The sequence below is a fragment of the Amycolatopsis sp. NPDC003731 genome (genome assembly GCF_053586895.1).
Genome location: NZ_JBSFNC010000038.1, coordinates 46046 through 68004 on the forward strand (window position 1 = coordinate 46046; position 21959 = coordinate 68004).

The 21959-nt window shown below is 71.8% G+C and carries 20 protein-coding genes; 10 read left to right on the forward strand and 10 right to left on the reverse strand.

Features of this window, described 5'->3' with window-relative positions:
• Positions 1-5: 5 nt before the first annotated feature.
• Positions 6-1607, reverse strand: coding sequence for an FAD-binding protein (locus ACWDN5_RS18385; protein WP_449677149.1), 1602 nt, complete (start codon positions 1605-1607; stop codon positions 6-8).
• 100 nt (positions 1608-1707) lie between these two features.
• Here ACWDN5_RS18385 and kstD point away from each other — a divergent pair, with 100 nt between their 5' ends.
• Genes kstD through ACWDN5_RS18415 form a run of 6 tightly spaced genes read left to right on the forward strand, consistent with a single transcriptional unit; the run spans position 1708 to position 7128 of the window.
• On the forward strand, positions 1708-3372 hold the full coding sequence (kstD, locus tag ACWDN5_RS18390; RefSeq protein ID WP_449677150.1) for a 3-oxosteroid 1-dehydrogenase: 1665 nt from the start codon (positions 1708-1710) through the stop codon (positions 3370-3372).
• Positions 3369-4505: a Rieske 2Fe-2S domain-containing protein gene (locus tag ACWDN5_RS18395; protein ID WP_449677151.1), complete on the forward strand. Its 1137-nt coding sequence runs from the start codon at positions 3369-3371 to the stop codon at positions 4503-4505. The genes kstD and ACWDN5_RS18395 overlap by 4 nt, the downstream gene beginning before the upstream one ends.
• Positions 4502-4759, forward strand: a complete 258-nt coding sequence (locus ACWDN5_RS18400) for a hypothetical protein (RefSeq protein ID WP_310974809.1) — start codon at positions 4502-4504, stop codon at positions 4757-4759. The genes ACWDN5_RS18395 and ACWDN5_RS18400 overlap by 4 nt, the downstream gene beginning before the upstream one ends.
• The gene (locus ACWDN5_RS18405; RefSeq protein ID WP_449677152.1) at positions 4752-5783 is read left to right on the forward strand and encodes a 2Fe-2S iron-sulfur cluster-binding protein; all 1032 of its coding nucleotides are present in this window, start codon (positions 4752-4754) and stop codon (positions 5781-5783) included. Before ACWDN5_RS18400 ends, ACWDN5_RS18405 begins: the two co-directional genes overlap by 8 nt.
• A gap of 9 nt (positions 5784-5792) precedes the next feature.
• On the forward strand, positions 5793-6641 hold the full coding sequence (locus ACWDN5_RS18410; protein WP_449677153.1) for a MaoC/PaaZ C-terminal domain-containing protein: 849 nt from the start codon (positions 5793-5795) through the stop codon (positions 6639-6641).
• Positions 6642-6672: 31 nt separating this feature from the next.
• Entirely contained in the window at positions 6673-7128 is a 456-nt protein-coding gene (locus ACWDN5_RS18415; protein ID WP_449677154.1) for a riboflavin kinase, read from the forward strand.
• Positions 7129-7213: 85 nt separating this feature from the next.
• On the opposite strand, the gene ACWDN5_RS18420 is transcribed toward ACWDN5_RS18415, so the two are convergent.
• From ACWDN5_RS18420 to ACWDN5_RS18445, 6 genes are all read right to left on the reverse strand, one after another.
• Entirely contained in the window at positions 7214-7852 is a 639-nt protein-coding gene (locus tag ACWDN5_RS18420) for a DUF5134 domain-containing protein (protein WP_449677155.1), read from the reverse strand.
• 81 nt (positions 7853-7933) lie between these two features.
• Positions 7934-9103, reverse strand: a complete 1170-nt coding sequence (locus ACWDN5_RS18425; RefSeq protein WP_449677156.1) for a lipid-transfer protein — start codon at positions 9101-9103, stop codon at positions 7934-7936.
• A complete protein-coding gene (locus tag ACWDN5_RS18430; protein ID WP_449677157.1) occupies positions 9100-9486 on the reverse strand; it encodes a MaoC family dehydratase in 387 nt (128 codons plus the stop codon). The genes ACWDN5_RS18425 and ACWDN5_RS18430 overlap by 4 nt, the downstream gene beginning before the upstream one ends.
• Positions 9483-10391 (reverse strand): bifunctional MaoC family dehydratase N-terminal/OB-fold nucleic acid binding domain-containing protein, encoded by a 909-nt coding sequence (locus ACWDN5_RS18435; protein ID WP_310974802.1) that lies wholly within the window; start codon positions 10389-10391, stop codon positions 9483-9485. The genes ACWDN5_RS18430 and ACWDN5_RS18435 overlap by 4 nt, the downstream gene beginning before the upstream one ends.
• A complete protein-coding gene (locus tag ACWDN5_RS18440) occupies positions 10388-11542 on the reverse strand; it encodes an acyl-CoA dehydrogenase family protein (protein WP_449677158.1) in 1155 nt (384 codons plus the stop codon). The genes ACWDN5_RS18435 and ACWDN5_RS18440 overlap by 4 nt, the downstream gene beginning before the upstream one ends.
• A 5-nt stretch (positions 11543-11547) precedes the next feature.
• Positions 11548-12597, reverse strand: coding sequence for an acyl-CoA dehydrogenase family protein (locus ACWDN5_RS18445; protein ID WP_449677159.1), 1050 nt, complete (start codon positions 12595-12597; stop codon positions 11548-11550).
• Between the two features lie 87 nt (positions 12598-12684).
• Here ACWDN5_RS18445 and ACWDN5_RS18450 point away from each other — a divergent pair, with 87 nt between their 5' ends.
• Complete coding sequence (locus ACWDN5_RS18450; protein WP_449677160.1) at positions 12685-13536, forward strand: alpha/beta fold hydrolase; 852 nt, start codon at positions 12685-12687, stop codon at positions 13534-13536.
• Positions 13536-14033: a nitroreductase family deazaflavin-dependent oxidoreductase gene (locus tag ACWDN5_RS18455; protein WP_449677161.1), complete on the forward strand. Its 498-nt coding sequence runs from the start codon at positions 13536-13538 to the stop codon at positions 14031-14033. The genes ACWDN5_RS18450 and ACWDN5_RS18455 overlap by 1 nt, the downstream gene beginning before the upstream one ends.
• Here ACWDN5_RS18455 and ACWDN5_RS18460 read toward each other — a convergent pair.
• Positions 14017-15402 carry a WS/DGAT/MGAT family O-acyltransferase gene (locus ACWDN5_RS18460; protein WP_310974797.1) on the reverse strand — a complete coding sequence of 462 codons (1386 nt, stop codon included), beginning with the start codon at positions 15400-15402 and terminating at the stop codon, positions 14017-14019. The genes ACWDN5_RS18455 and ACWDN5_RS18460 overlap by 17 nt on opposite strands.
• Positions 15403-15466: 64 nt before the next feature.
• Here ACWDN5_RS18460 and ACWDN5_RS18465 point away from each other — a divergent pair, with 64 nt between their 5' ends.
• Together ACWDN5_RS18465 and ACWDN5_RS18470 are read left to right on the forward strand one after the other, a co-directional pair.
• Complete coding sequence (locus tag ACWDN5_RS18465; protein ID WP_449677162.1) at positions 15467-16702, forward strand: alpha/beta hydrolase; 1236 nt, start codon at positions 15467-15469, stop codon at positions 16700-16702.
• Positions 16703-16758: 56 nt separating this feature from the next.
• Positions 16759-17766: a hypothetical protein gene (locus tag ACWDN5_RS18470; protein WP_449677163.1), complete on the forward strand. Its 1008-nt coding sequence runs from the start codon at positions 16759-16761 to the stop codon at positions 17764-17766.
• Between the two features lie 57 nt (positions 17767-17823).
• Here ACWDN5_RS18470 and ACWDN5_RS18475 read toward each other — a convergent pair whose 3' ends face one another.
• Entirely contained in the window at positions 17824-18984 is a 1161-nt protein-coding gene (locus ACWDN5_RS18475) for an SWIM zinc finger family protein (protein ID WP_310974795.1), read from the reverse strand.
• The gene (locus ACWDN5_RS18480; protein ID WP_449677164.1) at positions 18984-21929 is read right to left on the reverse strand and encodes a DEAD/DEAH box helicase; all 2946 of its coding nucleotides are present in this window, start codon (positions 21927-21929) and stop codon (positions 18984-18986) included. The genes ACWDN5_RS18475 and ACWDN5_RS18480 overlap by 1 nt, the downstream gene beginning before the upstream one ends.
• Between the last annotated feature and the right edge of the window lie 30 nt (positions 21930-21959).

A 21959-nucleotide genomic window follows, 5' to 3' on the forward strand; every position in this document is an offset into this window, starting at 1 on the left:
CAAGACTAGAACACGTTCTCGTTTTTGTCGAGAACGCCCTGCGCCAGCGCACTGTTGATCCCCGCTCTGCGGCCGGAAAACACGCAGTCGGCCAGGGACAGGCCGCTCACGTAGGACCTGGAACAGATTCCCACGGCGGTGCGCCCGGCGGCGTACAGCCCTGGGATCGGCGCCCCCGCCGTGTTCCGCACCGCGCCGGTGTCCTCGTCGACGACGAGGCCGCCGAGGGTGAGCATCGGCGTCGGGTACCCGAGGTTGGGCCGCACCGAGATGTCGATCAGCGAGTACGGCGGGTTGTCCAGGCGGCGCACGAACTCGGTCGGCTTGCCCACCGGATCGCGGTCGCCGTGGTAGCCCTCGACGCTCGCGCGCAGCCCCTGCGGGTCGACGCCGGCCCGGCGCGCCACCTCCTCGACCGTCTCCCCCACGACCCGGCCGCGGCGCAGCAGGTACCGCAGCTGGAGCCATTGGAACCACTGGCTCTGCTTGCGGCCGTCCCGGCGCGCCTCGGCCACGATCGGCGCGTCGACGAGGAGCCAGCCCTTGCTCTCGTGGTGCTCGATGAGCTTCTCGCCGACCGCGGCGCCGTAGCGGGACTCGTCGATGACCCGCCGGCCCGCGGCGTCGACGATGATCCCGCCGAGGAACGCGCTCGGCGGGGTGACGAACCGCCACGCGGAGATCCGGCCCAGCTCACCGGTGGCGCCTCCGGCCTCGACCCCCATCCGGATGCCCGAGCCGTTGTCGGCGGAGGTGCCCAGGGCCAGCCCACCGCGGTACTGCGGGGCGTGTTCGCGCACCATCTCGCGGTCGGCGATGAACCCGCCGGCGGCGAGCACGACCCCGCGCCGGGCGGAAATCCGCAGCTCACGGCCGTGCGCCCGCTCGAAGCGCTCGACCCGGCGGTGCAGCGACTTGCGCAGCGACGGCACGTAGATCCCGGGCTTGGCCGCGTACTGCGCGAAGCGCTGGTGGCGCGCCCGCACCGACGCGGGGGCGTCGCTCAGGGTGTCGGCGACGAGCCCGGTGACCCGGCCGGTGCCGTCGCGGACCAGGCTGCGGGCCGTCGTCTGGGTCAGCACCCGGATGCCGCGGGCGCGCACGGCCGCCTTGAGCCGCGCCATCAGCATCTTCCCCGACGTCCCGGGCCCCTTGACGCGGTGGCCGCGCGGAGCCGGCTTCGCCGCGTCGCGGAACCCGCCGGCCGCTTCGCTGCCGGAGTAGTAGAGGTAGTGGTCGTCGCTCGGGTACGACGTCTTGTACGGGCAGAGGCTGCCTTCGAACGGCACGCCGTTGCCCTCCAGCCAGGTGATCATCTCGCGGCTGCCCTCGCAGAACCGCCGCAGCGTCCGCTCCGAGACGACGTCCCCGGTTTCCATGCGCAGGTAGGCGTACATGGCGTCGACCGAGTCGTCGACACCCGCGTCGAGCTGCTGACCGGTGCCGCCACCGGCGTAGACGACGCCACCGCTGACCGCGCTGGCTCCTCCGCCGGCGAAGCGCTCGACGATGACGACGTCGGCGCCCGCGTCGGCCGCTTCGAGGGCGGCACAGGCGCCGGCCGCCCCGAACCCCACGATGACCACGTCCGCGACGAGTGCGTCCATGGTGGCTACCCTAGAACTGAAACACGTTCTCGTCTATGGTGACCGAAAGGGGCTCTCAACTGGATACTCGTCACGTGGAACACGTTATAGGTGAGGTGGCATGACGGAGCAGTTCGACGTCGTCGTCGTCGGCAGTGGTGCCGCCGGGATGACCGCCGCGCTGGCTGCGGCCCACCAGGGCCTGAGCGTAGTGGTCCTGGAGAAAGCCAGCTGCTTCGGCGGCTCGACCGCACGCTCCGGCGGCGGGGTCTGGTTGCCCGGCAACCACGCTCTGCGCGCCGCGGGGATCGAAGAACCACCCGAGCAGGCGCGCGAGTACCTGGCTTCCATCGTCGGGGACGCCGTCCCGGCCGTCCGGCGCGACACGTTCCTCGCCCACGGCCCCGAGGTGCTGAAGTTCGTCTGCGACCACACCCCGCTGAAGTTCCGCTGGGTCCGCGACTACAGCGACTACCACCCCGAGGCCCCCGGCGGACGCCCCGGCGGGCGGTCGGTGGAGCCGGTCGCCCTCGACGGCAAGCTCCTGGGCGCCGAGCTGGCCCACCTCGAACCGCCCTACAGCGCTCCCCCGCTCGGCGTCCCGATCACCCAGGCCGACTACCGCTGGCTGAGCTTGCTCGCGAGACACCCGCGCGGCGCCCTCCGGATGCTGTCGCTGGGCCGGCAGTGGCTCGTCGGCAAACTCCGCGGGCAGCAGCTGCTGAGCATGGGGCAAGCGCTTGCGGCCGGGCTGCGGGTGGGCCTGGCGCGGGCCGGTGTCGAGGTCCGGCTGAACACCCCCCTGGTCGATCTCCAGGTCGACGACGACCGCGTCACCGGCGTCGTCACCTCGCAGGGGATTGTCGGAGCCCGGCGCGGGGTGATCCTCGCCAGCGGCGGCTTCGAGCGCAACCTCGAGATGCGCGAGAAGTACCAGCGCGCGCCGATCGGCGTCGACTGGACCGTCGGCGCGGCCGCCAACACCGGCGACGGCATCACCGCCGGCCTCAAGCTCGGCGCGGCCCTCGACCTGATGGACGACGCCTGGTGGGGGCCGTCGCTGCCGCTCACCGGCGGGCCGTGGTTCGCGCTGGCCGAGCGGTCCCGGCCGCGCAGCATCATGGTCGACGCGCGCGGCGAGCGGTTCGTCAACGAGTCGGCGCCCTACGTCGAGGCCGTGCACGCGATGTACGGCGAAGGTGACGGGCCGGGCGAGCACATCCCGACCTGGCTGGTGTTCGACCAGCGCTACAAGGACCGGTACATGTTCACCGGCATCGGGCCGCGCCAGCCGCTGCCCGGCCGCTGGTTCAAGGCCGGGATCGCGGCGAAGTCGTCTTCCCTGGCCGGGCTGGCGGCGAAGATCGACGTCCCCGCCCGGGCGTTGGAAGCGACGGTCGAGCGCTTCAACGGCTTCGCCCGCAACGGCGTCGACGAGGACTTCCACCGCGGCGTCAGCAAGTACGACCACTACTACGGCGACCCGCGCAACAAACCCAACCCCAGCCTCGGCCCCCTGGACAAGGCGCCGTACTACGCGGTGAAGATCGTCCCGGGCGACCTGGGCACCAAGGGCGGGCTGCGCACCGACGAACACGCGCAGGTGCTGCGCGAGGACGGCTCGGCCGTGCCCGGGCTGTTCGCCGCGGGCAACGCCAGCGCGGCCGTGATGGGCCGGACGTACGCCGGGCCGGGCGCGACCATCGGCCCCGCCATGGTGTTCGGCTACCTTGCGGCGACGCGGCTGGCGCACGAAGATCAGGGGACCACGGGAGGGCAGCGATGACGCAGGATTCGGTACGCACCATCTACGCCGGTGAGCCGCCGACCCGGTTCGCCCGCGGCTGGCACTGCCTGGGCCTGGCGGAAACCTTCCGCGACGGGAAGCCCCACGCGGTCACCGCGTTCGGCACGAAGCTCGTGGTGTGGGCGGACTCGGCGGGCAACCTGCACGTGCTCGACGGCTACTGCCGGCACATGGGCGGCGACCTCACCCAGGGCACGGTCAAGGGCGACGAGGTGGCCTGCCCGTTCCACGACTGGCGCTGGAGCGGCACGGGCAAGTGCGTCTCGATCCCCTACGCCAAGCGGGTTCCGCTGCGCGCGCGGACGCGGTCGTGGACGTCGGAGGTGCGCAACGGGCAGCTGCTCGTCTGGCACGACCCGGAAGGCAACCCGCCGCCCGAGGAGCTGGCGATCCCGCGGATCGAAGCGGCCCACAGCGACGAGTGGAGCAACTGGACCTGGGACGAGATCTTCATCGACGGCTCCAACTGCCGCGAGATCATCGACAACGTCGTCGACATGGCCCACTTCTTCTACATCCACTACGCCTACCCGACGTACTTCAAGAACGTCTTCGAAGGCCACATCGCCACCCAGTACCTCAACACCAAGGGCCGCCCGGACATGGGTATGGCGTCGAACTACGGCGGCGAGGACAACCTGCTGCGGTCGGAGGCGTCCTACTTCGGGCCGTCCTACATGATCAACAAGCTGGTGAACTCGTTCCAGGGCTACGAAATCGAGAGCGTGCTCATCAACTGCCACTACCCCGTGACGCCCACGTCGTTCGTGCTGCAGTACGGCATGAAGGTCAAGAAGCTGCCGGGGATCTCCGACGAGCACGCGGACAAGATCGCCGCGAAGCTGGCCCGCGGGATCGGCGCCGGTTTCCTGCAGGACGTCGAGATCTGGAAGCACAAGACGCAGATCGACAACCCGCTGCTGTGCGAAGAGGACGGTCCGGTCTACCAGCTTCGCCGGTGGTACCAGCAGTTCTACGTCGACGTCGCCGACGTCACCGAGGACATGACGCAGCGGTTCGAGTTCGAAGTGGACACGACGAAGGCGAACGAGGCGTGGGCGGCGGAGGTCGCGGAGAACCTGGCGCGGCAGAAGACCGAGGCGGAAGTGTGACCACCGCCGAGCAGACCGAGTTCCTGTCGGGCGGGCTGCGGCCGCACGAGTGCCGCAGCTGCGGGACGTGCGTGCTGGTGAAGAAGAACAGCATCCAGCACACGAGCATCCAGTGGACGTCCCGGCCCGCCGACACCTGCCCGGTGTTCGCGGACGCGGACGGGCCGTCGGCGCTGCTCGACACGTGCCCGAAGCTGGCCGACAGCATCGGCGACGCCGTGCGCGAAGGCACGCTGGCGGTGGCCGATGGCTGAACGGGTCTACACGCTGACCGTCGCCGACGTCGTCGTCGAAACGCCGGACGCGCGGTCGGTGGTCTTCGAGATCCCTCCCGAGCACGGTTCTGCTTTTGCCTACTCGGCGGGGCAGTTCTTGACTCTGCGGATCCCCAGCGAGCGGACCGGTTCGGTGGCGCGGTGCTACTCGCTGTCGAGCGCGCCGCACGAAAACCGGGTGCAGGTCACGGTCAAGCGGACCGACGGCGGGTACGGGTCCGGCTGGATCTGCTCGTCCCTGCAGCCGGGGATGCAGGTCGACGTGCTGGCGCCCGCCGGGGTGTTCTGCCCCTCTTCGGTCGACGAGGACTTCCTGCTGTTCGCGGGCGGCAGCGGCATCACGCCGGTGATGGCCATCCTCAAGACGGCGTTGGAGACCGGTTCCGGCCGGGTCGTGCTGGTGTACGCGAACCGGGACGAGCGCTCGGTGATCTTCGCGGGTGAACTGGCGTCGCTGGCGAAGCGGTACGGAGACCGGCTGGTCGTCGTCCACTGGCTGGAGAGCGTCCAGGGCCTGCCGGACGTCTCGCAGCTGCGCGGGCTGGCTTCGGCGTACACGTCGCACGAGGCGTTCCTGTGCGGGCCGGCGCCGTTCATGGCGGCCGTGCGGGAGGCGCTCGGGCAGCTCGGGGTGCCGCGCGAGCGGGTGCACGTCGAGAAGTTCACGTCGCTGACCGGGAACCCGTTCGAGTCCGGTGCGCCCGAGCCCGAGCCGGAGTCCGACGAGGCCCCGGCGTCGCTGACCGTGACGCTGGACGGCTCGACGCAGACCCTGGCCTGGCCGCGGCAGCGCAAGCTGCTGGACCGGCTGCTGGACGCGGGCATGGACGCGCCCTACTCGTGCCGCGAGGGACAATGCAGCGCGTGCGCGTGCCGGATCGTCTCGGGTGAGGTGAAGATGCTGCACAACGAGGTCCTCGACGCCGAGGACATGGCGGACGGCATCGTGCTGGCCTGCCAGTCGCTGCCGGTCACCGACGAGGTCTCGATCAGCTACGAATAGGGAGTTCCGGTGCCCATCAACCCCGACGTCGCCATCGGTGCCGAGATCGGCGAGGTGAACTTCGCGTGGACGTCATCGGACGTGCTGCTGTACCACCTGGCGCTGGGCGCGGGCCCGGACGAGCAGCGGTTCACCTACGAGCAGGACCTGGTGGTGCTGCCGACGTTCGCGACGGTGGCGGCCAACCTGCGTGTGTTCGACCCGCCGGCGGTGTCGTTCCCGGGGGTGGAGATCGACCTGGCGAAGGTGCTGCACGGCAAGCAGGAGATCACGCTGCACCAGCCGATCCCGGTCGAGGGCAAGGCGGTGGCGCGGTCGCGGATCGCCGACGTCTTCGACAAGGGCAAGGCGGCGGTGGTGGTCCAGGAGGTCTCGGTCACGTCGTCGTCGGGCGATCCACTGTGGACGGCCCGGTCGAGCATCTTCGCACGTGGCGAGGGCGGGTTCGGCGGCTCGCGGGGGCCTTCGGACCGGGTTCCCTGGCCTTCGACGGAGCCGGACGTCGTTCTGGAGGTCCCGACGCTGCCGCAGCAGGCGCTGCTGTACCGGCTGTGCGGCGACCGCAACCCATTGCACGCGGACCCGGCGTTCGCCCGGGCGGCGGGGTTCGACCGGCCGATCCTGCACGGGCTGTGCACGTACGGCATCGTGGCGCGGGTGCTGGTGAACGAGTTCCTGGACGGCGACCCGGCACGGGTGGCGTCGTTCGCGACGAAGTTCGCCGGCGTGGTGTTCCCGGGCGAGACGCTGCGGATCCGGGTCTGGCGCGCGGACGACCGCCTGCTGGTGACGACGTCGGCGGCCGAGCGCGACGACGCGCCGGTGCTGGCGGACACGGTGCTGGTGTCCACTTCCTGAGCGGCGCGCCCGGGGCGGCTACCGTGGAGGGGTGACTTCGGACTACTTCGTGGTGCGCGGAACGGTCGAGCCGGGCGACCAGCGCGGCCGAGAACTGGGCTTTCCGACGGCGAACATCGCCCTGAGCGACCAAGACGGCTCCCTGGGCGACGGCGTGTGGGCGGGCTGGATCGGCCGCCCGGACGGGACAAGGCTCCCGGCGGCGATCTCGGTCGGCCGCCGCCCCACGTACTACGGCGCGGACGGCTACCGGTTGCTGGAGGCCCACGTCTTGGACTTCTCGGGCGACCTGTACGGCGAGACGCTGGTGGTCTGGCTGGGGACGCACTTGCGCGAGCAGAAGAAGTACGCCTCGGCGGAGGATCTGATCACGGCCCTGAAGAACGACATCGCGGCGGCGGCCCAGTGGACGTCGGAGCACCCGGCCGATTCGCTTCCCTCGCCTGGAGACAGTGCCCTGGGTGAGGTGCAGCGGGTCGCGGGCTGAAGGTTTCCGCGGCCCGGAATTGTCGGTGGTCTCCGGTAACGTGAAATCCGGGGGTCCCCTGGCCGGGGACCTCTCGGTGCCGTGCTCACAACGCCGAGGCCAGCAGCATGTACCCCATGCCGGCGCCCATCACGGTCCGGCACACCGCGCGCGACGCCTGCCCGGAGCCGGTCACCGCGCCGGAGCCAGAAGCAGCGGCCGAACCAGACGCGGCGGCCAAGCCAGACGCGGCGCCGGGGCCAGCGCCCGAGCCGGGGGCCGCCCGTACGACCGCCGAGCCCCGGACCACCGCCACTCCCGACCAAGCCGCGTCCGCCACGAAGTACCCCGCCGCCAGCACGGCGACCAGCGGGACCGCCAGCCGCGCGTCCATGGCCGACATCGTCAGCCACGGTCCGTGGTCGCCTCCGCCGTGGGGCATCGCCGTCACCATGTACAGCATCGCCGCCGCCGACAGGGCGTGGTGGGCGCACGCCCGCCCGCGCCACCAGGCCAGCGCGAACCAGCCCGTGGTCAACACCAGCACCGCCTGCCAGCCCGCCGCCGGGATGGGGCCTCCGACCGGCGAGAACATCGCCACCATCGCCACCACCAGCAACAGCTCCGCCAGGTCGCCGTGGCGGACGCCGTGCCCCAGCCGTGCGTAGTCGAGGCGGACCAAGCGCAGCACGCACGGCAGCACCAGCCCCGCGAACACGGCTGTGAGCGCCCAGTCGACCGTCATCGGGTTTCACTCTCCGTCGTGGGTGGTGTCTCCACCGTGACACCCACGACGGCCGGGCACCAGCCGTCATTGAGGTGACACTCAGTCACCCGTCAGGATGAGTCCGCTCGTCGGCACGCCCGTTCCCGCCGTCACCAGGACCCGCGCCGCGTCCGCGACCTGGTTGGCCGCCGTCCCCCGGATCTGCCGGACGCCCTCCGCGATGCCGTTCATGCCGTGGATGTACGCCTCACCCAGCTGGCCGCCGTGCGGATTGAGCGGCAACGCGCCGTCGAGCTCGAGCGCACCGTCCGCGATGAAGTCCTTCGCCTCGCCGCGGCCGCAGAAACCCAGTTCCTCCAGCTGCATCAGCACATACGGCGTGAAGTGGTCGTACAGCACCGCAACGTCCACATCGGACGGTCCCAGCCCGGACTGGCCCCACAGCTGCCGGCCCACGACGCCCATTTCCGGCAGCGCGGCCAGGTCGTCGCGGTAGTAGCTGGTCATCACGTACTGGTCGGGTCCGCTCCCCTGCGCCGCCGCCGCGATCACCGCCGGCGGCCGCGCGAGATCGCGGGCCCGTGCCAGGCTCGTCACGACCAGCGCAACCCCGCCGTCGCTCTCCTGGCAGCAGTCGAGCAGGTGCAGCGGCTCGGCCACCCAGCGCGACGCCTGGTGCTCCTCGAGGGTGATGGGCCGCCCGTGGAACCAGGCGTTCGGGTTGGTCGCCGCGTGCTTGCGGTCGACGACGGCAACGCGCCCGAAGTCCTCGCTCGTCGCGCCGTAGTCGTGCAGGTAGCGCCGCGCGACCATGGCCACCGTCGCCGCCGGGGTGGCGATGCCCATCGGGTAGTGGAACGCGTTGTCCACGCCCGAGGAGTTGACCTGCCCGGCCGCCGCCGACGACACCTGGCCGAAGCGGTGGCCGGACCGCTCGTTGAACGCCCGGTACGCGACGACGACGTCCGCGACGCCGGTCGCCACCGCCATCGCCGCCTGCTGCACGGTCGCCGCCGCGGCGCCGCCGCCGTAGTGGATGCGGCTGAAGAACTTCAGCTCGGGAATCCCGAGTTCCCGCGCGACCGCGATCTCCGCGTTGCCGTCCATGGTGAACGACACCAGCCCGTCCACATCGGACGGGGTCAGGCCCGCGTCGGCCAGCGCGTGGGAGATGCATTCGGCCGCCAGCCGCAGTTCGCTGCGCCCGGAGTCCTTCGAAAACTCCGTCGCGCCGATCCCGGCGATCGCCGCCGTCCCCGAAAGCGTCACGGCAGGGTCACCTCCACCGTCCCGGCGACGTGCTCGCCGAGACGGTCCACACCGGACACCGAAACCACGACGTCCGGCCCGGAACGGGAGACCACCCGGCCGGTGAACGTCAGCGTGTCGTAGGCGTAGCACGGCACGCCGAGCCGGATCTTGATCGACCGGATCAGCGCCTGCGGCCCGGCCCACTCGGAAACGAACCGCTGGACGAGACCCGTGTCGGTGAGGATGTTGAGGAAGATGTCCTTCGAGCCACGGGCGACGGCCGAGTCGCGGTCGTGGTGGACGTCCTGGAAGTCGCGGGTGGCCAGCGCGGTGCTGACGACGAACGTCGGCGTCGCCTCGATCGTCAGCGGCGGCAGCTCGGTCCCTTCGGCGACGGTCATCGGGCCACCTTCCACGCCGGCAGGGTCAGGTCGTCGTCCACCTCGACGAACGCCGCGACCACCGGGAGTCCGATGTGGACCTCCTCCGGCGCCGCGTCCAGCAGCTCGGCCATCACGCGGACCCCTTCTTCGAGTTCCACCAGGGCCACCACGAACGGCAGCTGCTTGCCGGGCACCGCCGGGTGGTGGTGCACGACGTAGGAGTACACGGTCCCCCGGCCACTGGCGACGACGTAGTCCGGCTTGGTGTCCAGCGAGCCGTCGGGCGGCATCGGCCCCGGCGGGTGCCGCAGCGTCTCGCCCCAGCGCTGGATCCGCAGCTCACCCTCGCGAAGGCCGTCCCAGAAGAACTCGGTGTCCCGGCTGATCACCGGCCGCAGCACCGGCGCCGGCGGCGGCTTCGGGGCGGGCGGACGGAACTTGAGGACGCGGAACATCATCTCCGCGACGGCTTCGTCCCCGACGTACCAGGTCATCCGCGTGGTGACGAACCAGCCCTCGCCCAGGGCGGTCTTCTTCGGCCCGACGACGTTCTCCAGCCGCGTCCGCGCCTCGACCTGCTCGCCGGGCCGCAGGTAGCGGTGGTAGGTCTGCTCGGAGTTCGTCGCGACGACCGAGGTGAACCCGGCTTCGTCCAGGAGCTCCATCATCAACCCGAGGGGGTCGTCGGAGCCGCGCGGGACGTTCAGGCCGCCCATCGTCCACACCTGCGCCATCGCGGGCGGCGCGACCAGTCCCTTGTGGACGCTCGTGGCGGCGTACTCCGGGTCGGTGTAGACCGGGTTGCGGTCCCCGATCGCTTCGACCCAGTTGTTGACCATGGCCTGGTTGACGGGGTCGCGCGCCAGGCGCGGCGCGCATTCCCCGCGCGCGGCGATCTCCGCGGCGGCCTCTTCGATGTTCATCGCGGCACCCTCGGCAGGCCCAGGCCGATCGAGGCGATCAGCTCCCGTTGGATTTCGCTGACGCCCCCGCCGAAGGTCAGCACGATGTTGCGTTTCGCGGTGAGGTCCAGCCATTCGGCGAGCTCGGCGGTGTCCGGATCGGCGAGGTCGCCGTGGCGGGCGACGACTTCCTCGAGGTTCCGGCCGATCCGCTGGATGGCCTCCGAGCTGAACACCTTGGTCGCCGACGCGTCGGCCACACCCACCGGCGCGCTCGCCGAGGACACCGCGACCTGCCAGTTCAGCAGCTCGTTCACCCGGGTCACGGCCAGCGCTTCGGCGAGCACGGCCCGCACGTCGGCGAGGTCCAGCAGGCCGTGCGCGCTCGCCCAGGCGCGGACGCGGTCGTACAGGCCGCCGATCCGCCCGGCCGGCCCGAGCATGACGCGCTCGTGGTTGAGCTGGGTCGTGATCAGCCGCCAGCCCGCGTTTTCCTGCCCCACCAAGCGGTTCGCCGGCACCCGGACGTCCGAGTAGTAGGTCGCGTTGACGTGGTGGGCGCCGTCGCAGGTGATGATCGGCGTCCAGGAGTAACCGGGGTCGCTGGTGTCGACGACGAGGATCGAGATGCCCTTGTGCTTCGGCGCGTCCGGCGCGGTCCGCACGGCGAGCCAGATGTAGTCGGCGTCGTGGCCGCCGGTGGTGAAGATCTTCTGGCCGTTGACGACGTACTCGTCGCCGTCACGCACCGCCGTCGTCCGCAGCGACGCGAGGTCGGTGCCCGCCTCCGGTTCGCTGTACCCGATCGCGAAGTGGATCTCCCCGGCCAGGATCTTCGGCAGGAAGAACGACTTCTGTTCGCCGGTGCCGAATTCCTGCAGGGTCGGCCCGACCGTCTGCAGCGTGACCGAGGGCAGCTGGACGTCGGCGCGCGCGGCCTCGTCGACGAACAGGTGCTGTTCGATGCCGCCGAAGCCCTGGCCGCCGTATTCGACCGGCCAGCCGACGCCGAGCCGGCCGTCGCGGCCCATCCGGCGGACGATCTCGCGGAACACCGGCCCGTGCCGCTCCCGCCGCATCGCCCGGCGTTCCTCGGGGCTGATCAGGCCGGCGAAGTATTCGCGCAGCTCGGCCCGCAGCTGCTTCTGCGCGCTGGTCAGTTCGACGTGCATCCGCCTCACCCCGCCACTCGTTCGCCGAGCCGGCCGAGCCGGTGGGCGGCCCCGCCGAGCGTCCGGCCGAGATCCTTGACCGCCGAGGAATACCGGTGCAGCGGATAGGTTTCGTCGACGCCGAGGCCGCCGTGGAGGTGGTGGCAGGTCGCCAGCGCCTGCGGTGCCTGCGAGGCGAGCCAGTAGGCGGCGACGTCCAGTTCGGCGTCCGCGTCGAGCCCGGAAGCGAGCCGCCACACCGCGGACGTCACGGCGAGGTGCACGGTCCGCGCGGCCACGTAGACGTCGGCGATCTGGCCCGCCACGGCCTGGAAGGCGGCCAGGGGCCGGCCGAACTGGGTGCGCTCGCCGACGTGCTTGACGGTGAGCGCGAGCGCGCCGGCCAGCAGGCCGTCGCCGAGGGCCAGGGCACCGGCCAGCGCGAACCGGTGCAGCGCCGCGACGGCACCGCGGTCGAACAGCAGGTCGGCCTCTTCGACGGCGACGTCGTGGAGCCGGACGGTGAATTCCGGGGTCCCGGACGAGGTGGGGGCCGGGACGAGCGTGACGCCGTCGGCGTGCGGGTCGACGAGGTAGACGGCGCTGCCGTGCGCGGTGGTCACCGGGGTGAGGATCCGGGTGGCTCCCGCGGCGTGCGGGACAGCGGTCTTCACGCCGTTGACCAGCCATTTCCCATCGCCGGGCCGGGCGGTTGCGGCGGGCTCGGCGACCAGCGGCGCGGACGGCTCGTGCAAGGCGGCGGTGAGCAGCGCGTCCCCCGCCGCGACCGGCGGCAGGAACTCCGCCCGCTGGGCGGGGGTGCCGAGCGACTCGATCGGCAGGACGCCGAGGGCGAGCGCGGCGTACGCGGGCACCGGCGCCGCCACCCGGCCCACCTCGGTCAGGACCTGGGCGACCTCGGCGACGCCCAAGCCGTCGCCTTCCAGTTCCGGCGGCAGCGCCAGGGCGAGCAGGCCCGCCGAGGCGAGCGCGCGCCAGGGGTCTTCCTCGGACCCGAGCACTTTCGCGGCGAGGGCGGCGATCTCGGTCTGCGTATCGTCAAGGGCGAAGTCCACGCCTGTCCTCCGGATCGGGCGCAATATTGAAACCTGTTCTAGTCTTAACCGGAAAGGGTGGGCACGGCAACCCCCGGGGGTGGCGCAATGGCGGGGACACGGCGGCGGATCACCGTGCCGCCGACCGCGGGCGTGCCCGAGCCGGTCCCCCTGGAGCTGCCCGGCCGCGGCCGCACGGTGGTCACCGACGTCGGCCCGCGGGACGCGCCCGTGCTCTTCCTGCTGCATTCGGTGGCCTGCACGGGCCTGCTGACCTGGTATCCGGCGCTGACGCGGCTGGCGCGGCAACACCGCGTCGTCGTGTTCGACCAGCGCTGGCACGGCCGGGGCATCCGCTCGCCGGAGTTCCGGCTGGCCGACTGCGCCGAGGACGTCACGGCGGTCGCGGACGCGCTCGGCGTCGACCGGTTCGCGATCGCCGGGTACTCGATGGGCGGCCTGGTCGCGCAGCTCGTGGCCCGCGCCGAACCAGAACGTGTTACCGGGCTCGTGCTGTGCTCGACCGCCGGCCACTTCGGCCGGGGGCTGCGGCAGCGCGCCGCCCTCGAGGTCTTCGGCCGGACACTGCGGCGGCTGCGCGAGCGCGTGCCGCCGCCGGCCCTGCCCGGCGCGCTCCCCCGCGCCCGCCTCGCCGACCACCGGTGGGGGCTGCGGGAGTTCCGCTCGACCACGCCGTGGGCGATCGCGGTCGCCGTCGACGAGATCGGCCGGTTCGATTCGCGGCCGTGGTTGCACACGCTGCGGCAGCCGGCCGCGGTCGTGGTGACCGCGCGGGACCGGTTCATCGCGCCCGCCCACCAGCGGTCCCTGGCCCGCCGGCTCCCCGGCGCGGCCACCTACGAGGTCGCGGCCGGGCACGCCGCCTGCGTGCTGGCCGCCGACCGCTGGGTGCCCGCCCTGCTCGCCGCGGTCGGATCCCTCCGAGGAAGGAAGCCGTGATGGGACGCTTCAGCCTGCCCGACTCCAAACCCGACGGCCTCGACTCGCCCGTCACCGCGAAGGCCATGAAGTACCTGGCGAAGGCGCAGGTGGCGGTCTTCCGGCTGACCGGCGGCCGGGTCGGCAGCAAGTGGCGCGTCGGGGCGGGGTTCCGCAAACCCGTGCCGACGCTGCTACTGGAGCACCGCGGCCGCAAGTCGGGGCGGCTGTTCACCACCCCGCTGCTCTACCTGCGCTCGGGCGACGACGTCGTCGTCGTCGGCTCGCAGGGCGGGCTGCCGCGGCACCCGCAGTGGTACCGCAACCTGCTGGCGCACCCCGAGACGCGCATCGACCTCAAGGGCCGGCGCGGCGTCCCGGTCACGGCCCGGGTCGCCGAGGGCGCCGAACGCGCCGAGCTGTGGCCGCGGCTGGTCGAGCTGTACGCGGACTTCGCGAAGTACCAGGCCTGGACCGAGCGGGAGATTCCGGTGGTGGTGCTCAGCCCGCGGCCTTGACCAGCTCGGCGAGGGCGTCCGGGAGCGCGTCGGCGAGTGGCCACAGGTCCTTGACCAGCTCCCGCGCGCCGAGCAGGCCGACGTGCACCTTGCCCGCGTTGGACAGCACCGTGACGTTCAGCCCGGCGCCGTGGAAGACCGGCCCGAGCGGGTAGAAGCCGGTGATCCGCGCGCCCAGGAAGTACAGCGGCATCGGCGGGCCGGGCACGTTCGAGACGACCAGGTTGTGCACCACCGGGTGCTTCTCGGCCAGGCGCAGCGCCGAATACGCGCGCACGGCGAGCCCGAACGCCGTCGCGGCCGAGAACTGCGCCCAGTCCTGCAGCATGTCGGCGTCGATCTCGTGGTGGTGGTCCTTGGAGCGCCGGTTGGCCTCGGCGAGGAAGAACACCCGCGCGGCCGGGTCGGCCAGGTGCGTCGGCAAGGAGGCGAAGAAGGCCGAGACCTTGTTGCTGCCGTGGTCGCGTTCGGTGCGGTCGTGCACCGAAACCGGGACGGTCGCCACCAGCGGGTCCTCCGGCAGCTCGCCGCGTTCGGCGAGGAACTCGCGCAGCGCCCCGGCGACGAGCGCGAGCACGACGTCGTTGACCGTGACCCCGAAGGCGTTCTTGACGTCCTTGACGTCGGCGAGGTCGAGCTGGGCGAAGGCGACGCTGCGGTGCCCGGTGATCGTGCCGTTCAGCGACGTCCGCGGCGCGGTGAACGGGACCGGCATCCCCTTGCCGCGCAACGCCCGGCCGACCCAGCGCGGCATCAGCCCGAGCAGGTCGGGCAGCAGCCGCGCGACCTCGGCGGGGCGCTTCACGACGCTTTCGACGCCGGAGCGGATCAGGTCCAGCGGCGACGGCAGCCCGGCGTTCCGGTGCTCGTCGATCTCCGGCATCGGGCCGTCGGGTTCGAGCCCGGCCAGGTAGGTGATCAGGCTGGCGCCGCTGACGCCGTCGACGCTCGCGTGGTGCATCTTGAGCAGCACGGCGAGCTGGCCGTCGGCGAGGCCTTCGATGACGTACAGCTGCCACAGCGGGTGCGCGCGGTCGAGCTGCTGCCCGGCGATGTGCGCACACAGCGCGGCCAGCTCGGCGCGGTCGCCGGGGGCAGGCACGCCGATGCGGTGCACGTGGTGGTCGAGGTCGAACTCCTCGTCCTCGACCCAGACGGGGTGGCTGAGGTTCCACAGCGGATTGTGCAGTTTGCGGCGGAACGCCGGGATCAGCCGGACGCGTTCGTCGAGTTTCTCGTGGAGCTTCGCGAAGGTGTAGCCGCCGGGGACGGTCTCGCTGTCCAGGACGAGCAATCCGCAGACGTGCAGGACCTGCGACGACGTCTCGAGGTAGAGGAAGCTCGCGTCGAGGCCGCTCAGTCTTTGCATGGCGTCAGGGTAGGCCACGTCCGGTGAGCGGCGCGTCACCCTACTCGCCGGTATCATCGCGGTGGTGCAGCCGAATTTCCTGATCCGTCGCGCGGTCCAGCTCGGTCTCACCGCCAACGCCCTGCGCCCGCTGCGGGCCCGGTCCACGACGATCCCGGTGTTCTTCGCCGGGTGGCTGACCGGCGAGCTGGCGCCCCAGTTCCTGGCGCTGACGGCGGCGGATTCGCTGCTCCACGTGGCCCGCCACGGCGTCCACGACCGATCGACGAAGGCGGGCCTGGCGATGGCGGCGGCGTCCGCCGCGGGGCTGGCCGCGCTGGTCCGCACCGGCCACGGCGCTCGCGAGGAGATCGAGACCGCGCTGACGTCGGCGCTGGGTCCGGACTACGCGTCGGAGCTGGGCCGGTCCGATCTGGGGTTGCCGTGGGGCGAGCTGGCGCTGCCGTTCCGGATGGGCGCCCCGGACGTCCGCGTCGACCGCAACATCGCCTACGCCCCGGGCGGCAAGCGGTTCCTGCTGGACGTGTACCGGCCGGCTACGCCGGTCTCGGGTGCCCCGGTCCTGCTGCAGGTCCACGGCGGAGCGTGGGTGATCGGCAACAAGGAGGAGCAGGGCCGGCCGCTGATGCGCTACCTGGCGCGTCGAGGCTGGGTGTGCGTCGCGATCAACTACCCGCTCGCGCCGACACATCGGTGGCCGGCGCACATCGTCGCGGCGAAGCAGGCGCTGGCGTGGATCCGCTCTTCGATCGTGTCGTACGGCGGCGCCCCGGATTTCGTGGCGGTGACGGGCGGCTCGGCGGGCGGCCACCTGTCGGCGCTGCTGGCGTTGTCCCAGAACGACCCGGCGTTGCAGCCGTCGTTCGAGGACGTGGACACGAGCGTCCAGGCGTGCGTCCCGCACTACGGCGTGTACGACTTCGCGGCGACGTCCGGCGCACCGGCGAGCAAGTACCGGCTGGAGAGCCTGATCGCCCGCCGGGTGTTCGCACCGGACCGGGACCCGGTTTCCCACCTGGACGACTACATCGCGGCGTCCCCGCTGGACCGCATCACCTCGGACGCACCGCCGTTCTTCGTGATCCACGGCCGCGACGATTCACTGGTCCCGGTGCGGGAGGCCCGCGAGTTCGTCGCGCGCCTGCGGGAGAAGTCGCGGCAGCCGGTGGCGTACGCGGAGCTGGCGGGGGCGCAGCACGCGTTCGACGTGTTCACATCGGTCCGGTCGGCGCACGTGGTCCGCGGAGTGGCGCGGTTCCTGGATCACACGTACAACGCCTGGAAGGCCGAGCACCGGTAAGCGCGATTGTCCCGATACGGCGTTGGTCGGCCGTGGCGCTGCAGTACGTTCAGGTCGTGGACGGCAACACAACCGTATCCGGGCAACCCGACTCGCTCGCCGGAGACGCCATTCGACGACATCTGCTCCGCGATCCGCTTGGCCGCAGGCTCGCCCGTAGGTTGCGCGCAAGACAGCAGATCATCCAGGAGTTCTCCGAGCTCACGCCACTTTTGACTACTGCCCAACACGAAGAAGCGTCGCTGCGTGTGGCGATTCGCGAAGTGCAACAATCGATTGTCGCCGGGGCGCTGGCGACCATCCAGATGGCCGCCATCGTGGCAGGCTTTGTCGCCCTCACCGGTCCGTTCTCGTCCTGGCCGGATCCGGTCAAGTCGTTGGTTGCGCTCCTGATTCCCTTTCTGGCAGTCTCCCTGACCTACGCGATCCTGCGACTGTACGTTCGAGCCACACGATCGAGATTCGTGCCGTACGCGATCGTGCGACGGGTCCATCTATGCGCAATCATGGTCGCGGCAATTGACCAGTCGGTGGACTGGCTCACGCGGTTCGATCGCAAGCACAGAGTCGCCGTCGTGGGACAGAGGTGGCTCCGTCGGCACTGGGGTTCCGTCCGAGCCGGCCACCCACGGCAGGATGCCACGCCGTTGAGTCGCGTCGAGTTCGGGCGCATTGTTCGATTGCGCACGCGCAACAAGCTGGGCTCCGATGCCATGGAGTTACCCCGGTTGCTGGCCTACCTGAACGGGTACAAATCGGTCAAGAATTGCACCATGGCCGAAGGCATCGGCAAGAAGCTCACTTGGGTTTCCCACGATCTGGAGGATCCAGCTCGACGACAGTATGCACTGGAAGTTCTCGCAGCGATCGTTCGCCAGTGCGTGAGCGCCGAGCCGTATCACCCTCCCAAGACTCCCCAAATCCCTTTCGGCAAGTCTCCGGAATTCGACGTGAGCCGTTCGTCTTGGAGTCGCTTGCGCGATATTCCCGGCCATCCTCTCCTGATCGGTTCGATCGGGTTGATCGGTGCGATCATCGGGGTGGTTTCCAAGTTGTTGCAGTAATTGCGCTTCAGGCGCGGTCGCGAGCGAAGCGCACCAGGCCCGACGGCGTTCACCCAGTCAGTAGACGAGGTCCAGGGGGCTGGCCGAGGGTGGGCCGTCGAGGCGCCACTCCGGTCCTTCGCGGACGAAGCGGTACCAGCGGGCGTCGCGGCCGTAGCGCAGTTGCAGGTCTCCCTGGGTCAGCCGGTTTCGCCAAAGCTTCGGCTTGCCCGGGAGACCCGCGTCGGCCAGGGTTTGCTGCGCTTCGGCGAGCGGGCCCGGGCCGGGTTGCCAGGTTTCCCGATATGCCGCCAAGCCGCCGCGGCCGGCTTCGCGCCAGGCCTCGGCCCAGCGGGTCAGGTCTTTCGGGGCCACCCCCGCCGCCGTGGCGAGAGCGGTGATCTCCGCGCTGGTGCGGCCGGCCGCGCGGCGGGTGAGGTCTTCCTCGAACGTCAGCTCCGCCGGGGTCGGGCCGCCGGTCAGGAGGTCGCGGGCGAGGGCGGCCGCGTCCGCCGCGAGGGCCGAGAGCGCCGCCGCCGTCCAGCCGGTGCCCGGGGGCGGGTCGAGGTCCAGGACCGCCGGGGGCCCCGGGACCCGTGGTGGTGCCGGCACGGCGGGGATCGCGCCCGGCCGTCGCGCGTAGGCGGCCCGGGGTGTCAGGCCCTCGTCGGCGGGCTTGGGGAGCTTCGGCTTCTCGCCGCGGGCGGGCGAGCGGCGGGCGCGGAGCTCGGCCAGGACGTCCGCCCGCGGGCGGCCGCGCAGCAGGAAGAGCGTGAACGGGTCGCGGTCGACCTCGTCGGCGACCAGGTAGTACACCGCGGCGACGTGCTTGCACGGGTTCGCCGAGTCCGGGCACGAGCACCGCGGCCGCAGGTCGCCCGGGCCCGGCAGCAGGTCGACGCCCGCTTCGCGCGCCTGCTCGGTGAGCGCGCCGGGAAGCTCGCCGTCGAGCAGCGCGGCCGCGTGGCCGAGCTGGGTGCCGACCACGCCGAGCAGGGTGTCCCACTCGCCGTCGGTGAAGGTGCGCATGGTGATGGTCACCCGGTACGGCTCCGGCCGGCTGCCGCGCACCCGCGCCGTCATCGCGCCGGCACCGAAGTGCAGCTCGCTGACGGTGCCTTTCCGCGCGTACGTCCGCCCGCGGGGCAGCCGGTTCGGGTCGAGCTTCGCGCGTTGCTCCAGGGCCTCGACCCACGCGCGGCCCCACCACGTCGTGCCGAAGTTGCGCCTCGGAGGCATCACCCGCCCCCGAGCCGGACGAGGTCGGCGAGCTCGTCGTCGGACAGTTCGGTGATCCAGTCTTCGCCCGCCCCGACGATCGACTCGGCGAGGCCCCGTTTCTTTTCGAGGACCTGCGCGATCCGTTCCTCGAGGGTGCCTTCGGCGACCAGCCGGTGCACCTGGACGGGCCTGTCCTGCCCGATCCGGTAGGCGCGGTCGGTGGCCTGGTCTTCGACCGCCGGGTTCCACCAGCGGTCGTAGTGGATCACGTGGGTGGCGCGGGTCAGGTTGAGCCCGACGCCGCCGGCCTTGAGGGAGAGCAGGAAGACCGGGATCTCGCCGGCTTGGAAGCGGTCGACCATGTCCTGCCGTTTGGCCGGGGAGCTGTCGCCGGAGAGCAGTTCGGTGGGCAGGCCGCGGTCCTGGAGGCGCCGTTCGAGGAGGCGGCAGAGCTGGACGTACTGGCTGAAGACCAGGACGCTTTCGCCTTCGTCGAGGATCACGTCGAGGAGCTCTTCGAAAGCGGCGAGCTTGCCGGAGCGGCCGGTGAGCGCGCCGTGCGGTTCTTTGAGGAACTGCGCGGGGTGGTTGCAGATCTGCTTGAGCTCGGTGAGCAGCTTCAGAACCTGCCCGCGGCGTTCGATGCCCTTGGTTTCCCGGATTTCGGCGAGGTTTTCCCGCACGACGGCTTCGTAGAGCGTGGTCTGCTCGGCGGTGAGCGGGACGAACCGATCGGTCTCGGTCTTCGGTGGCAGTTCGGGGGCGATGTCCGGGTCGGTCTTGCGCCGCCGGAGCAGGAACGGCCGGACGGTGGCGGCCAGCCGTTCGGTGACCGCCTTGTCGCGGTCGCGTTCGATCGGCCGCGCGACGGTGCGCCGGAACCGATCGAGGGGGCCGAGGAGGCCGGGCGTCGTCCAGTCCACGATGGACCACAGCTCGGTGAGCCGGTTTTCGACGGGCGTCCCGGTGAGGGCGACCTTGGCTTGCGCGGGAATCTTGCGCAGTTCCTTGGCGGTGGCGGACAGCGGGTTCTTGACGTGCTGCGCTTCGTCGGCGGCGACGAGCCCCCAGTCCACTTCGGACAGTGTTTCGCGATCCCGGCGGAGGACACCGTAGGTGGCGAGGACGACTTCGTCGGGGGCGAGGTCGTCGAGGTGGCGGCGGCCGCCGTGGAAGCGGCGGACGGGGATCTCGGGGGCGAAGCGGGCGAACTCGCGCTCCCAGTTGCCGAGGAGGGAGGTGGGGCAGAGCACGAGGGTGGGACCGCCTCCGGCGCGCGGAGGCGCAGCCGGCCGGGCACCCGAGGGCTCGGCACCGCCCGAGAAGTTTTCGGCAAGCAGTGGCCCATCGCCGGCGGACGAGGGCGCGGCCACCGGCGGCAGGTCGCCGGGCTGCCGCTCGCCGGGCGCCGGCTCGGCCGCGGATTCGGCAGCTTCGGCGGGGTGCGTCGAGACCCGCTGCAACTCCCCCGACCTCGCCAGCTCACGCCGGTGCAAATGGAGCGCGATCAGCTGGATCGTCTTGCCCAGGCCCATGTCGTCGGCCAGGCAGGCGCCCAAGCCCAGGCCCGTCATCGTCGCCAGCCACGACAGCCCGGCCTGCTGGTACGGGCGCAGTGTCGCCTGCAACCCCGGCGGCGGCACCATGGGGGACTCCGCGCGGTCCCGGATCCGCGCGGCCAGGCCGCCCAGCGCCGGTGGCGCCGCGAACTCCACTCGCTCGCCGTCCACCTCCAGCTCGCCCGTCAGGGCCGCCGCCAGGGCCTCGCCCGCGTCCAGCCGGCGAGTCCGGCTGCGTACCCGGGCCAGGAGCTGCGGATCGACCCGCACCCAGTGCCCCCGCAAGCGAACCAACGGCCGCTTGGCTTCGGCCAGGGCCGTCACCTCTGCGTCCGTCAGCTGCTCCCCGCCCAGGCTGAGCTGCCAGCGGAACTCCAGCAAGGACCGCAGCGCGAACTCCGCCTCCGCCACGCTCGCCGGTGCCTGCGTTGCGCTTGCCCGGGCCTTCACCTCGCCCGCGAACAGGCCCTTCGACCACAGGACCTCGATGCCGGCTCCGCCCAGCTCGCGGGCGCCGTCGGTGAGGAGGTCGACCACTTCGTCGTCGGACAGCGCCAGCGAAGCCGGGGTCGCCTGGGTCAGCACGCGGCCCAGCGGCGCCCACGCCCTCGCGCCGCGCCGCAGCCCCAGCAGCAACTGCGTCTCGACCTGGTCGCCGAGGCGGTTCAGCACCGCGTCCGGGGCGTCCCACAGCGTGGCCGCCTCAACCACCAGGCTCGGCTCCGCCATGCTGCGGACCGCCAGCACCCCGGCGAACGACTCGTCGTCGGCGCCCTCGACCCGCAGGAGCACCTGGACCCCGCGGGGCTCGCGGGCCTCCAGCTCCGCCAGCCACGCCGCGCCGTCCGGGCCGAGGAGCGCCGGTTCGCGGGCCGCGAACGCCGGGTCGCCCGCGCCGACCGGGGCCGCCGGGCTGCGGACCAGGAGGTCGGCCGTCGCGTCCCAAAGGGCCCGGACCAAGGAGTCCGGCGAGTGCAGGCGGATGCGCTTCAGGCCCGTCAGCGGCAGCGCGTACGCCTCCGGGGGCAAGGCGCCGGCCAGCCCCCGCAGCAGTTCCTCGTCGGCCGCATCGAGGGGGCCGATCCGCCAGGCCGCCGCGCCGCCCGGTGACGCTGCCGGCCGCAGCCGCCCCCGCGCGACGAGGTTCACCCCGGCGTTGACCGCCGCCGACCACGCGGCCACCGCGGGGCTGGCCTCCTCCCCCACCGACAGCAGGCGGGGCAGCGCCCGTTCCAGGGGGACCAGCTCGGCTTCGACCTTCGTCCGCGCGAACTTGGCTCCGCGGGGCAGCACGAGCTCGATCGTGGTCCCGCCGGCCACGTCCTCGCCCCACAAGGCCAGCACCCCGTCCCGCGGGGGATCCGCGGGGAGGTAGGTGGCCTGGGTGTCTGCGCTGAACTCCACGACCGCAACGCTAGAACACGGCACCGACAG

Bases quoted from the DNA above. Each gene is read 5' to 3' on its own strand.
- ACWDN5_RS18405 (WP_449677152.1), top strand. From the start codon at position 4,752: ATGGCTGAACGGGTCTACACGCTGACCGTCGCCGACGTCGTCGTCGAA.
- ACWDN5_RS18475 (WP_310974795.1), bottom strand. From the start codon at position 18,984: ATGCCTCCGAGGCGCAACTTCGGCACGACGTGGTGGGGCCGCGCGTGG.
- ACWDN5_RS18435 (WP_310974802.1), bottom strand. From the start codon at position 10,391: ATGAACATCGAAGAGGCCGCCGCGGAGATCGCCGCGCGCGGGGAATGC.
- ACWDN5_RS18440 (WP_449677158.1), bottom strand. From the start codon at position 11,542: ATGCACGTCGAACTGACCAGCGCGCAGAAGCAGCTGCGGGCCGAGCTG.
- ACWDN5_RS18420 (WP_449677155.1), bottom strand. From the start codon at position 7,852: ATGACGGTCGACTGGGCGCTCACAGCCGTGTTCGCGGGGCTGGTGCTG.
- ACWDN5_RS18385 (WP_449677149.1), bottom strand. From the start codon at position 1,607: ATGGACGCACTCGTCGCGGACGTGGTCATCGTGGGGTTCGGGGCGGCC.
- ACWDN5_RS18430 (WP_449677157.1), bottom strand. From the start codon at position 9,486: ATGACCGTCGCCGAAGGGACCGAGCTGCCGCCGCTGACGATCGAGGCG.
- ACWDN5_RS18395 (WP_449677151.1), top strand. From the start codon at position 3,369: ATGACGCAGGATTCGGTACGCACCATCTACGCCGGTGAGCCGCCGACC.
- ACWDN5_RS18450 (WP_449677160.1), top strand. From the start codon at position 12,685: ATGGCGGGGACACGGCGGCGGATCACCGTGCCGCCGACCGCGGGCGTG.
- ACWDN5_RS18455 (WP_449677161.1), top strand. From the start codon at position 13,536: ATGGGACGCTTCAGCCTGCCCGACTCCAAACCCGACGGCCTCGACTCG.
- kstD (WP_449677150.1), top strand. From the start codon at position 1,708: ATGACGGAGCAGTTCGACGTCGTCGTCGTCGGCAGTGGTGCCGCCGGG.
- ACWDN5_RS18460 (WP_310974797.1), bottom strand. From the start codon at position 15,402: ATGCAAAGACTGAGCGGCCTCGACGCGAGCTTCCTCTACCTCGAGACG.